Here is a 12,224-nt window from a genome sequence, read left to right as displayed (position 1 = left end):
CGGACGGTCAGTGCGGGGTGAGGTCCACCTCGTAGTTGGTGTGCTGCGCGTCCAGGTGTAGACCCGCGAGCGGGAGGGCCGCGCGGACGGCGTCGTCTTCGAATTCGAAGACCTCGAGTTCGGTGATGTCGGGGAGGGCGTCGCGCAGGCGGGTGATCAGGGCCGCGAAAAGGGCTGCCAGCTCGGCGGGTTCGGCCTTGTCGTGCTGGATGCCCTCGCCGACATTGATGTAGGCGTGGTCGTCCACGAGGATGGCGGCGATCGACGCGGTGGGCGTGCTCGTCGAGATGGTGGTGTAGGGCGGTGCCTCGCTGGTCGAGGAGACGAGTTCGGCGAGGACGGGCAGGTCGTCGGGGTGCTCCCAGGTCGCCGGGCGCACCGACCAGATGCGGGAGTCGCCCGGCTCGGCGGTGGCGTGCAGGAGGGTCGCCGCGTGGCCCTCGGGGCGGGTGTCGCCGCCGGAGAAGCGCAGTGCGCGTAAGCCGATGGCGCGGACCTCGTCGGCCGCGCGCTCGTAGAGGCGCGCGATCACGTCGAATTCCTCGGGGGCGTAGGCCGGATCGGCCTCGCCGTGATAGCGGGCGGCCTCGCGCGGGACGTAAGCGGCTTGCGCCCGCGCGATGTCGGAGTTCTCCGGGTCGCGGTACACCCAGACCCAGCCGAGGAGGCGGCCGTCGCGCCGGGCCGTCGACACGCCGAGGGTGTCCGGACGGTCCTCGTCGGATGCGTCGGCGTCCTCCTCGTATGTGTCGGGGTCTTCGTCCACCGCCGGTGCGTCGAAGCTCGCGTAGACCTCGGGTGTGAGTCGGGTATCCGCATCGGGTCGGTCGTCCCAGTCCAAGATCAAGTCCGCGGTCATGGGCTCCAGCCTATGTCGACACGAGACGACACGGTTTGACAGTTCCGGTCGGTCGCGTGTTCACACGGGTGGATACTTAAAACATCACTGTAATATTCCCTGCGCGGGTGACCGTGAACCGTGCGAGGAGGCATGGCATGACCGAGATAGACACGCCCCGGCGGTGGCGGCGAACCGATTGGCCGCGAGCCGAACTGGGTGGGCCCGGGACCATCGGGCCGGTGGCGTGGACGGCGTCCCGGGTCGGCGGCGCGTTCACCGGGGGTGGGCGCGTGCACGCCATCGAGGCGCTCGGGCTGGTGCCCGGACTCGTCAAGTACTACGGGGTGTTCTTCGGCTACGTGAATTCGCTGACCGGCCTGGCGCGCTTCGACAGTGAGCTGATCATCCTGCGCACGGCGTGGACCGTCGGCTCGTATTACGAATGGTTCCAACACGTTTACGTCTCCCGAATCGCCGGGCTGACCCTGCGGGATGTGGCGCGGGTGGCGGCGGGGCCGGACGCCGCGGGCTGGGACGAGCGGCAGCGGGCCCTGCTGCGGGCCGTCGACGAACTCGTCGCCCACCGCCGGATCTCCGATGCCACCTGGGCGGCGCTGCGCGAGTTCTACGACGATCGTCGACTGGCCGACCTGTGCCTGCTGACCGGCAACTACGCCATGCTGGCCATGGTGCTCAACAGCATCGGCGTGCCCACCGAGGTCGGCGGCTGGCAGTCGCGGGCGGTGCGGTGGCTGCGCCGGGGCGAGGGCATCGACGGGGTACTGGACCGCACCTCGCTGGTGACCGGGCGCGATGACGGGCTGCCGGTCCCGCCGCCACCCGTGCACACGCTGGACGAACTCGCTGATCCGGGCACAGTCATCGACCGGTTGGGCGCGGCAACCCATTGGTCCCCGGCCGATTCCGAACGCGTTCCGCTCGGCGGATTCCAAGACACCGGATTGCTGGCGTGGACGCTGTCGCGGGTCGGCGGGTTCTTCACCCGGGGCGGGTCCGTCGCGGCGTCGGACGCGCTCGGTGTCGATCCGCGGATCATGCGGCACTATCTGCCGTTCGCCGCCAAACTCGTGCTCGGCTCACATCTTTCGCGCCGGGACACCGAGCTGGCGACGCTGCGGATCACCTGGAACTCCGGCGTGAAATACGAATGGTATTACCACGCACACCTTTCCAGGCTCAGCGGCGTCACCCTCGCCGAGGTGGAGCGGGCGGCGGCCGGTCCGTCCGCGCCGGGGTGGAGTGCGCGGGAACAGGTGCTGTTGACCGCGGTCGACGAATTGTATTCGGCGCGTTTCCTTTCCGAGGAGACCTGGGCGCGGCTGCGCGGCCACTACAGCGAGCGGAAACTCGCGGCGCTGTGCGTGCTGGTCGGGCATTACGACATGCTCGCCATGCTGTTTCGTACCTTCGACGTCCAGCCCGAACCCGGTGCCTTGCAGAGCGGTCCGCTGGGGTGGCTGCGCAAGCGACCCGCCTAGTACTCACCATTGTCGGAAAGGACGACTCGATGGCCACGGCCCGCCTCACCGAAATCATTGCCGCCCCACCGGAGGTGGTGTTCGACGTACTGACCGACCATCGCGGCTACGCCGACATCACGCCGCTGCGGGCCGTGGACATGGAATGCGAGGGACGGCCCGAACCCAATGGCGTGGGCGCGGTCCGGGTCATCTACGTGCTGGGCCGTCGCTTCCCAGCTGTGCGGGAGCAGGTGACCGAGTATCGCGCGCCGACCAGGTTCGCGTACCGCATCGCTTCCGGCCTACCCGGTGATATCCACGGTGAGGTCGAGCTTTCGGCCGTCCAGGGCGGCACGCGGATGGAGTATCGGCACACCATCGTCCCGCCCATCCCACTGCCGGGACCGCTGGTGCGCGCGGGCAGCCGATTGGTGATCGGATTCCTGGTGCGCGGCGTCGCTCGCGAATCGCAGCGCCGCGTCGCGGGGCGGCGGCCGGGTGGAACGGAGACGGATGCGTAAACTGGCGCCACCGGACCGACCCGGTCCGATTTGGGCGGAAATGGAGAAACAGGTGTCGGCGCGTCGCGAGCAGATCCTCGACGCCGCACGCGATCTCATCGTGCGCGACGGGTTCGCGGCGGCGAGCATGCACGCCATCGCGCGGGCGGCGGGTCTGACCAGGCCCGCGCTGTATGCCGAATTCGGCGATCGGGACGAGCTTTTCGCCGCCCTCATCGACCGGGAAGAGCGGCTGGTCATGGATATGGCCATGGCCTCGATGCCCGAGCTGCCGCCCGACGCCGACCCGGCCGAATTCGCGGTCGAGTTGGCCGACGCGTACCTGGATATGGTGCTGGCCATGCCGCAGAGCTGCCGGTTCGTGCTGATGCCCGCCGAGGGCGCGCCACCCGGCACCTCCGAACGCGTGGAACGGGGCAAGGCCGAGGTGCGCGAGCGCAGCAAGGCGTTGATCACCATGGCCGCGGCGCTGCAGGAGCGGGAGGTGGACGCCGAACTGCTCAGCCACGCCGCGTTCTCGGTCAGCGAGACCGCCGCCATGCTGGTGCTCGAACCCGACCGCGAGGACAGCCGGGAGGCGGTGTCCGCGACGCTGCGGTGGCTGGCCCGGCGCGCCGTCGCCCCGATCGCCGGAAAGCAGGGGTAGGCCATGCCCGCGACCAAGACCGGAACCACCAAGCGGCGCTACCCCAAGCGCCTTTCCCCCGCCGATCGCCGGGAGCAGTTGCTCGACACCGCGCTGCGGATCGTCGCGGACAGTGGGTTCACCGAGGTCAGCATCGCCTCGGTCGCCGAGCGCGGCGGGGTGTCACGACCGGTGGTCTACGACTCCTTCGGCAGCCGTGAGGAACTGCTCGACGAGCTCATTCGCCGCGAGACCGCGCGCATGGCCGAGGCCGTGGGCCGCGCCACCGCCGGACTCGATGATCCGGACGCCGATCCCGCCGCCGCCCTGCGCGCGGGGCTGGAGAGCTTCCTGCTCGAAGTGCGTGCCATGCCGGACACCTGGCGGCTGGTCTACTTCCCGATCGACGGTGTGCCGCCCGCGCTGCGAGACCGGGTCGCGACGGCGCGCGATGAGCTGCGGGCACCACTGCGTCGGGCCTTCGGCGAGTGGCTGGCCAGGCATCCCGCCGAGGCCGACGGGGTCGATCTGGATGTCCTGATCCGAATCGTGCAGGGACTCATCCAGACCGGCGCGCGGCTGGTGCTGGATGATCCGGAGCGGTTCGATATTCCCCGGGTAGTGTCCCTGCTCGATCACTTGCTGGCGGAGAATTCCTGAGTCGATCTGTGGCTCAGGCGGATTCGCGGGTCACGGTCGGAATCGTGTGCGCCACCAGGAAATCGGTGATGGCGGTGCTGACCGGCTCGCCGTCCGGGCCGATGCCGGTAACCATGTCGATGTGACGGTATCCGGTCGCGTGCGAGCGTTCGGGCGGCATGAGCCGGGAGGCGCGTAACAGGAAGGGCACCAGGCTGTCTCGGTCGCCGAGCACGTGCAGGGTGGGCAGTCGCGCGGCACCGGCGGCGTGCCGATGCCCGGCGAGGTCGTCGGTGTTGGCCCCGGCCAGCGCCGTCCACAGGTCGTAGTGCACCCGCATGGGGAAGTAGGCCTCGAAGGTGGCCAGCGGCCCGGCGGCCAGGGTGTGGGCGAGTTGACCGAGGTCGGCGGAACCGCCCGGCCGCCAACGGTAGAGCGTCGTGGGGTCCGCGGGGACGACCGTGGGTTCGCCGAAGGTCGCGCGGACGGCCTTGCGGAGGACCGGGATTCGGTGCGCGGCTCGAGGTACCGGGAAGGTGGTGCGCGGTGCCGTGGGGCCCGAGACGTTGCCCATGGTGGAGGTGAGCGCGTCGATCGGCAGGTGCGGGGTGCCTACGGCCAGCCCGAAGGCCGCGGCCCCGGTGAGGCGCAGTTCGCGCACGCTGGTATGGCGCCGCAGCAGGTCGCGGTAGCGGCGCGCACCGAGCACCCGCAGCAGCGTCTCCCAGCCCACCGTGTCCGGAAGGCGGCGCAGCACGTCGCTTTCCACCTCGGCCTCGCAGGCGGCCGCCACGGCGAGGATGTAGATCAGGGTCCACATCTTGGCCAGCGCCGTGCCGCCCGGCGGGGTGGAGGCGGGGATCAGGCCGCGTCGCAGACCGGCCAGGACCGCCGTGTGCGCGGATCCCGCCGCCCGCCGCAGCCGTGGAAACCGGTGCAGGTTCAGCGGATCGGTGCCGACCAGGGTGTCGATGGCGATGAGGCCCGCGCACTGCTCGTGGCCGGGCACGCCGTCGAAATCCCAGGCGGCGTAGGCTCCGGCCATCAGTCCGCCGAGCGAGTGGCCGCCGAGAAATACCTTGGCGCGGCGGATCTCGGGGTCCGGCAGCTCGCGGACGAGCAGCTCGTGCTGATCCTCGACCACGCCTCGTAGACCCAGTTCGGCGAGGAAGCCCTGGCGGTCACGCCCGCGAAAGCCCTCGAAATGCTTGCCGCCCACGGGCTTTCCATGGAAGTAGTAGTCGATCGCAAGCCCCGGGTCGTCGGCGGCATAGACGGCGTGAATGCCGGTGAGATCGGTGGAGCCCTCGCTGCGGCGAGCGATCGACCACCACTCGATGCTGCGGCCCTGCGCGGCAGCCGCGCGAACCACATTGCGCGCCAGCCGATCCAGGGACTGCGCCCCGGCCCAGGTGCCGGGATGCATGACGACGATCGCGTCCGCGTCGGCGGATTCGGTCGGGCCCGTCTCGGATCGGTAGCGCAGATAGTGCAGGTCGTTCAGCCCGGCGGGATGCTCGGGGAATCCGGCGGGCAGCGGGGCCGACAGTCGAATGTGGCGCAGGTCGATGCCGTCCTCGACGGCTAGGACGGTTTCGGCGCGGCTGGTCACGATGTGCTCCCGGTCATGGATGGGTCCTGCGGCGCGGGCTGCGGCGGTGTGCCCCAGCACGTTTCGAGGAAGTCGAGGATCACCGCGAGCGGGCGCTCGGGGTGGGTGTGCAGTTCGTACATGGACTCCAGGCGCAGGTGGCGGCTGCCGGGCAGTTCGGACAGCAGGGTGCGTACCTCGGAGTCGCGGTGCAGCGGGTCCTTCGGGTAGCCCGCCACCAGGGCCGGGACGCGGATGGTCGCCCGGGCGGCGGGCGGGGGCGCGCCGCGGGTGAACAGCAGCCCGCGCAGCATGGCGCTCTTGGCCCGGGGTGGGCCGCCGAGGGCGTCGAGGTACATGTCGCGGATCAGGTTGTCGCCCCGGGGAATTCGGGCGGTGAGAGCGGCAATGGCACGCATGGCGGGAGCCAACGCCACGCTGGTGATCAGGAAGGGACCGAAGGCGACCATGGCGGCCGTCCGCGCCCCCTCCAGCACCGGACCCTCGGCGATCAGGCCGCGCAGTCGTTGGGGCGCGATCAGCGCGACTTCGAGGGTCGTGTTCGCGCCCAGGGAACGGCCCGCGAGCACCACCTGGTCGAGGCCGAGCTCATCGAGGACGGCGAGCACGTACTCCGCGAAGCGCGGCATCGAATAGTCGGCGGGATCGACCGGGCGATCGGATCCGCCGTGCCCCAGCTGGTCCAGGCACAGCACACGGTAACCGTGTTCTGCCAGCGCGGCCGCCAGGCGCTCGTCCATGCGCCGGTGGAACAGCAGGCCGTGCAGCAGCACCACCACGCGGTCGCCCCGACCGTATTCGGTGTACTCGAAGCGGTGGCCCAGCGCGTGCACGGATCCGGTGCGCCCGCTCACGGCCGCACCGGTTCGTCATAGCCGGGATGGGCCACCGCGAGATCCCGGCGCACCCGCTCACGCAGGCGGACGGCCTGCGCGATCAGATCCTGATCGTGTGCGCCGGAACGGATCTCGCGGGCCAGTGCCGCCGCGTCCACGGCATTGCCGGGCGCGGTGGACAATTCCCGTTCGGCCAGCTCCAGCACGTGGGCGACCACCAGCAGCCGCTTGCGGACCACGCCGTCGGTGCGCTCGGCCAGGGTGCGAACCTCGTTCGCGGCGGCCGACACCAGTTCCCGCCCGGCTGCGGTATCCCAGGACAGGGCGTGATTCGTCGTGTCGCTCATGCGGTTTCCTCGAGCAGATCCATGAGGTCCCACTCGACCTCGGCAATGCGGCGGCCGATGACGAAGCGCTCCAGGTGCCGGTGCCCGCCCTGGCGGAAGGTCCACTCCTGCATCAGGCAGTACAGCCCCCACCGCAGTTGGCCGACGATCTCCCAGTAGCCGACCGTGGCCGCGTCGAGCGGCTCCGGCGCGGTCTCGGCGTAGCCGTCCAGGAGTTCCGGCAGCCCGCCCAGCCCACCCGCCCGCAGGCCGTCCCGCTCGAATCGCCAGGGCCGCAGACAGAAGAACCCGAGATCCTGCCCCGGGCAGCCGAGAGCCGCGAACTCCCAATCGATCACCCCGGTCAGCCCGCCCTCGCCGACCATGAAATTGCCCAGCCGGAAATCACCGTGCACCAGCACGGTTCGCGACACCGTCGGCCGATTCAGCTCCAGCCACCGATACGCCGCCGCGAGCACGGGCCGATCCGGCGCGAGAAAGTCGAGCCCGCCCGCCAGTTCAGCCAGCACCGAGCCGACGGGATCACTCACAGCGGAGGTCGAGTCGCCGGAATCGCGATCGGTGGGGACTGTGGCGTGGGCCAGTTGGCCTGCGGCGCGGCCGATCTCGCGGACCAGGTCGGTGGCCGGGGTCAGGGTCTGGATCTGGTTGGGGCTGGCGGTGCCGGGGACGAATTCGGTGATCATGCCCGCGCTGGCGAAGCGGCCGCCCGCCGGTTCGAAACACACCGGGCGCGGGACCGGGACGCCCGCCGCCTCGGCGGCCAGCGCTGCCCGGTACTCGTTTTGCCGGGAGGTCAGGGGTGTGCGTTCGTGTAGTGGATCGCGTTTGAGTACGTAGTGTCGCCGGTCGGTGGCGATCAGCCACGAATCGCGGGACGCGCCGCCGGGCAGTGGAATCAGGGTCGGACGGTCGGCGAAGCGTTCGCCCGCGTCGGCGAGCGCGGCGGCCACCAGGTCCGGATCGGGGGAGGGGTCAGCGGGCACGGTCGTATCCCCGCTTCCGCAGTTCGTGTTTGGCGATGGTCATCAGGTGCACCTCGTCCGCGCCGTCGCCGATGCGCAGGGCGCGGCTCATGGCCCAGAAGCGGGTCAGCGGCACATCGTCGGACAGACCCAGTGCGCCGTGGATCTGGATGGCGCGGTCCACGACATCCTGGGTGACCTGGGCGGCGTGCGCCTTGGCGATGGAGATCTCGCGGTAAGCCTTGTGCTTGCCGAGGGTGTCGATGGCGTGCGCGGCCCGCAGCACCAGCAGCCGGGCCGCGTCGATGTCGATGCGGTTGCGCGCCAGCATTTCCCGCACCAGCTGCGACTGGGCGAGCACGCCGTCGCGGTGCGGGCGGGTGGCGGCGCGGTCGATGGCGTACTCCTGGGCGCGTTCGGCCCAGCCGATGGAACGCATGCAGTGGTGAATCCGACCGGGGCCCAGGCGATCCTGGGCCAGCAGGAAACCCGCGCCGGGCTGCGCGAGCACCGCGTCGGCGCCGACGCGCACGTCGTGGAAGCGCAGCTCGGCATGCCCGGGACCGCCCGCGTGCCCGAAAACCGGTACCCGGCGGACGATTTCGAGGCCGGGGGAGTCCATCGGCACCAGGAACATGGTCCCGCGCAGGTGCGGTTCGGCGTCCGGGTCGGTGCGCGCCATGAGAATGCACAGCTGCGCGCCGACCGCATTGCTGATGAACCACTTGTGGCCGTTGATGATCCAGTCGTCACCGTCACGCACCGCGCTGGTCGTGATGCCGGTGGGATCGGAGCTGGCCACGTCGGGCTCGGTGAGCGCGAAGCAGGAGCGGATCTCCCCGTCGAACAGCGGCCGCAGCCAGCGCTCACGCTGTTCCGGCGTGGCGTACTGGTGCAGGATCTCCATGTTCCCGGTGTCGGGGAAATGGCAGTTGGCCACCATCGGGGCCCACATGCTGCGGCCCAGCAGCTCACACACGTGCCCGTAGTCGACATTGCTCAGGCCGTGGCCCAGCGATTCGTCGGCCAGGAAGAGATTCCACAGCCCGGCCTCGCGGGCCTGCTTGCGCACCGCGATCATCAACGGCCCGAACGGTTCCGGGCCGTCGAGGGCGTCCATCTCGGCGTCGAGTTCGGCCTCGACGGGGTAGAACACCTCGTCGAGGAACGCCGCCAAGCGCTCGCGAATCTCGATGCCCCGTGGCGACAGTGACAGGTCCAGACTCACGCGGTTCTCCTCTTCGGGCGCGACACCTCGGCACCGGGCTGGTCGACGCTGGCGAAGCGATAGTGGTCGATCGGGAAATAGCGGGCCCGCAGGAACATTTCGGGCCCGGTGGCCGGGCGCATCATCGGGGTGTCGCCGTGATGGTCGAAGTAGTAGCTGTTGGAGCCGACGCAGTTGGCGGCCTGGAAGACCGTATTGCGTTGGCGGCGCAGGATATCCGCGAAGTACGCGTTGTGCGGTTCCTCGCGGATCTCCACGCAGGTCGCGCCGCGGCGGTCCGCCTCGGCGAGCAGGCGCAGGATGTGTGTGGTGGAGGCCTCGATCATGGAGAAGTACGAGGGGCCGGTCAGCGAGTAGGGCGCGAGGATGGCGAACATATTGGGGAAGCGCGGCACGGTGACGCCCTCGTAGGCCTGATAGCGGTTGTCGTGCCAGAATTTCCCGAGTTCCACCCCGTCGGTGCCGTGCACCGGGAACGGCGGGGTGTTGCCGAGCTCGAAGACCTTGAAGCCGGTGGCCAGGATCAGCGTGTCGATCTCGTGCACCCGCCCGTCGACGGTGCGGATGCCGGTCTCGACAATGCGGTCGATGGGTGTGGTCACCAGGTCCACGTCGGGGCGGGTGAACGAGCGCAGATAGGTATTGGAGAAGGTCGGGCGCTTGCACAGGAAGTCGTAGCGGGGTGTGAGCTTGTCGCGCAGTTCCGGATCGGGTACCTGTCGGCGCAAGTGCGCCTTGCAGATCTGTTCGATTCCCTTGCGCAGCAAGGGGAATTGACGCTCATAGGTGGAGCCGAGCACCATCACGGCCTCGGTCAGCGCCCCGGTGGCCAGTCGTACCGACGCCTGGGTGCCGGGGATCTTGGCGAACACGCCGCGCAGCGGCCCCGGAATGGGTGCGTCGAGCTTGGGCACCACCCAGATCGGCGTGCGCTGGAACACCTCGAGGTGCTCGACCCGGTCGGCGATGGCGGGGACCAGCTGCACCGAGGTGGCCCCGGTGCCGATGACGGCGACCCGCTTGCCGGTGATGTCGTAGTCGTGGTCCCAGCGGGCGGTGTGCATGGTCTTGCCCGCGAAATCGTCCAGACCTGGAATCGTCGGCGGTTTGGGCTGGGTGAGCCCGCCGACCGCGGAGATGACGAATCGGGCCGTGCCCTCGCGCCCGTCGGTGGTGGTGAACCGCCACAGATGGGTGTCCTCGTCGAAATGCGCTTCGCTGATCTCGGTGTCGAAGACGAGGTGCTCACGCAGACCGTACTTCTCGACCAGATGATCGGCGTAGGCCTTCAACTCGTTGCCCGGCGCGTACACCCGCGACCAGTGCGGATTCTGCTCCCAGGAGAACGAGTAATTGAACGACGTGATGTCCACCGCCACACCGGGATAGGTGTTGTCACGCCAGGTGCCGCCGACATCGCCGGACTTCTCCACGATCAGGAAATCGTGGTATCCGGCCTCCTTCAGCTTGACCGCTATGCCGAGCCCGGAGAATCCGGCCCCGACAATCCCGATGTGCGAATGCAGATCGCGCTTCATGCGCCGACCCCTTCCGTCGCTCGCACGGACCGCACCCGGCGCACGGCCGCGTCGGGTCGTTTGAACTGGTAGTCGCTCAGTGCGAAGGTCTTGCTGTCCCACCAGGCCTCGACCGCCGAGGAGGGCCGCAGGATCGGGGAATCACCGTGGCGGTCGAAGTAGTAGCTGTTGGAGGCCGCGCAATTGTTGTTGTAGAAAACGGTGCTCGGCTGGCGGCGCTGGACGTAGTCGAAATAGCGTTGGTGAGCTTCGGGTTTCACTTCGACCCAGGTCGCCCCGGTGCGCCGGGCCTCCTTCAGGCAGCGCAGGAAATGCCGCGCCTGATTCTCGATGAGCTGGAAATACGAGCCGCCGGTGAATCCGTACGGGCCGGAAATGAAGAACAGGTTGGGGAAACCCGGCACGGTGGTGCCCTGGTAGGCCTGGTAGCGGTTCTCGTCCCACCAGTCGCCGAGTTCCCGGCCGTCGAGCCCGTGAATCGGATAGGCCGGGGTATTGCCCTTCTCGAAGACCTTGAATCCCGTTGCCAGCACGAGGACATCGATCTCTCGATGCCGTCCGTCCCGGGTGACGATGCCGGTCTCGGTAATGCGCTCGATGCCGTCGGTCACCAGCTCCACGTGTGGGCGGGTGAAGGTGCGGAAGTACTCGTTGGAGAAGGTGGGGCGTTTGCAGCCGAATCCATAGTGTGGAGTGAGTTTGGCGCGCAATTCCGGATCGCGCACCTGCCGCCACAGATGCGCGGTGCACAGGGCCTCGATGCCCTTGACCAGCAAGGGCAATTGCCGATTGTGCACGATGCCGAGCGTCATGACTGTTTCGGTGAGCGTGCTGGTCGCGGCGCGCACGGACTTCTGCGTGCCCGGGATGTTTCGGAACACCCGGCGTAGTGGCGTGGGGATGCCGAGGTCCGGCTTGGGTGCGACCCAGATCGGCGTGCGCTGGTAGACCGCAAGGGTTTTCACGCGATCGGCGATGGAGGGGACCAGCTGCACCGAGGTCGCGCCGGTGCCGATCACGGCGACTCGCTTGCCCTCGAGGTCGACGCTGTGATCCCAGCGCGCGGTGTGGAGCGTCTCGCCCGCGAAATCGGCGACACCCGGAATGTCGGGCAGCTTGGGCTGGGTCAGCACACCGGGCGCGCCGACCACGTAGCGGGCGGTGATCACCTCGCCGTCGGCGGTGGTGCCGCGCCACAGGTGATTCACGGCGTCGAATTCACCCGACACCATCTTGGTATTGAGCCGAATGTGTTCGCGCAGAACGTATTTGTCCACGCAGTGATCGGCGTACGCCTTGAGCTCGGTGCCCGGCGCGTAGGCCCGCGACCAATTCGGATTCATCTCGAAGGAGAACGAATACGTGAACGAGGTGACGTCGACCGCGACCCCGGGATAGGTATTGTCACGCCAGGTGCCGCCGATATCGTCGGCCTGCTCGAGGATGACGAAGTCGTGGATTCCGGCTTGCTTCAGCTTGATTCCGGTGCCGATGCCCCCGAATCCCGCACCGATCACGATCACCTCGTAATCGGGAACGGTAAGCGGCGGACCGGCGGGGCGGCGGGTGGTGGCAGCAGTCATTGGTGCAC

General features: G+C 69.0%; 12 protein-coding genes. 4 read left to right on the top strand and 8 right to left on the bottom strand.

Going from position 1 to position 12,224, the window contains the following annotated elements:
* Positions 1–7: 7 nt before the first annotated feature.
* On the bottom strand, positions 8–859 hold the full coding sequence (locus VMT40_RS32630; protein WP_326363150.1) for a hypothetical protein: 852 nt from the start codon (positions 857–859) through the stop codon (positions 8–10).
* 137 nt (positions 860–996) lie between these two features.
* Here VMT40_RS32630 and VMT40_RS32625 point away from each other — a divergent pair, with 137 nt between their 5' ends.
* From VMT40_RS32625 to VMT40_RS32610, 4 genes are read left to right on the top strand one after another with little or no spacing between them, the layout of a single operon-like run.
* Entirely contained in the window at positions 997–2,340 is a 1,344-nt protein-coding gene (locus tag VMT40_RS32625; RefSeq protein WP_326363149.1) for a carboxymuconolactone decarboxylase family protein, read from the top strand.
* A 29-nt stretch (positions 2,341–2,369) separates the two neighbouring features.
* On the top strand, positions 2,370–2,843 hold the full coding sequence (locus VMT40_RS32620; RefSeq protein ID WP_326363147.1) for an SRPBCC family protein: 474 nt from the start codon (positions 2,370–2,372) through the stop codon (positions 2,841–2,843).
* Between the two features lie 52 nt (positions 2,844–2,895).
* Positions 2,896–3,489, top strand: coding sequence for a TetR/AcrR family transcriptional regulator (locus VMT40_RS32615; RefSeq protein WP_326363145.1), 594 nt, complete (start codon positions 2,896–2,898; stop codon positions 3,487–3,489).
* A gap of 3 nt (positions 3,490–3,492) precedes the next feature.
* The gene (locus VMT40_RS32610) at positions 3,493–4,128 is read left to right on the top strand and encodes a TetR/AcrR family transcriptional regulator (RefSeq protein ID WP_326363144.1); all 636 of its coding nucleotides are present in this window, start codon (positions 3,493–3,495) and stop codon (positions 4,126–4,128) included.
* 13 nt (positions 4,129–4,141) lie between these two features.
* On the opposite strand, the gene VMT40_RS32605 is transcribed toward VMT40_RS32610, so the two are convergent.
* From VMT40_RS32605 to VMT40_RS32575, 7 genes are read right to left on the bottom strand one after another with little or no spacing between them, the layout of a single operon-like run.
* On the bottom strand, positions 4,142–5,719 hold the full coding sequence (locus VMT40_RS32605) for a hypothetical protein (protein WP_326363143.1): 1,578 nt from the start codon (positions 5,717–5,719) through the stop codon (positions 4,142–4,144).
* Positions 5,716–6,573 carry an alpha/beta fold hydrolase gene (locus VMT40_RS32600; protein WP_326363142.1) on the bottom strand — a complete coding sequence of 286 codons (858 nt, stop codon included), beginning with the start codon at positions 6,571–6,573 and terminating at the stop codon, positions 5,716–5,718. Before VMT40_RS32600 ends, VMT40_RS32605 begins: the two co-directional genes overlap by 4 nt.
* Complete coding sequence (locus tag VMT40_RS32595) at positions 6,570–6,902, bottom strand: hypothetical protein (protein WP_326363141.1); 333 nt, start codon at positions 6,900–6,902, stop codon at positions 6,570–6,572. The genes VMT40_RS32600 and VMT40_RS32595 overlap by 4 nt, the downstream gene beginning before the upstream one ends.
* On the bottom strand, positions 6,899–7,888 hold the full coding sequence (locus VMT40_RS32590) for a phosphotransferase family protein (RefSeq protein ID WP_326363140.1): 990 nt from the start codon (positions 7,886–7,888) through the stop codon (positions 6,899–6,901). Before VMT40_RS32590 ends, VMT40_RS32595 begins: the two co-directional genes overlap by 4 nt.
* Positions 7,878–9,095, bottom strand: coding sequence for an acyl-CoA dehydrogenase family protein (locus VMT40_RS32585; RefSeq protein WP_326363138.1), 1,218 nt, complete (start codon positions 9,093–9,095; stop codon positions 7,878–7,880). The genes VMT40_RS32590 and VMT40_RS32585 overlap by 11 nt, the downstream gene beginning before the upstream one ends.
* Positions 9,092–10,633, bottom strand: coding sequence for a flavin-containing monooxygenase (locus VMT40_RS32580; protein ID WP_326363136.1), 1,542 nt, complete (start codon positions 10,631–10,633; stop codon positions 9,092–9,094). The genes VMT40_RS32585 and VMT40_RS32580 overlap by 4 nt, the downstream gene beginning before the upstream one ends.
* Positions 10,630–12,216: a flavin-containing monooxygenase gene (locus tag VMT40_RS32575; RefSeq protein WP_326363134.1), complete on the bottom strand. Its 1,587-nt coding sequence runs from the start codon at positions 12,214–12,216 to the stop codon at positions 10,630–10,632. Before VMT40_RS32575 ends, VMT40_RS32580 begins: the two co-directional genes overlap by 4 nt.
* Positions 12,217–12,224: the final 8 nt, after the last annotated feature.

Source organism: Nocardia sp. CDC160 (assembly GCF_035818795.1).
Classification (GTDB): domain Bacteria; phylum Actinomycetota; class Actinomycetes; order Mycobacteriales; family Mycobacteriaceae; genus Nocardia.
The sequence above is the reverse complement of the archived record's forward strand: the minus strand, read 5'-3'. Positions and strand labels throughout refer to the sequence as shown.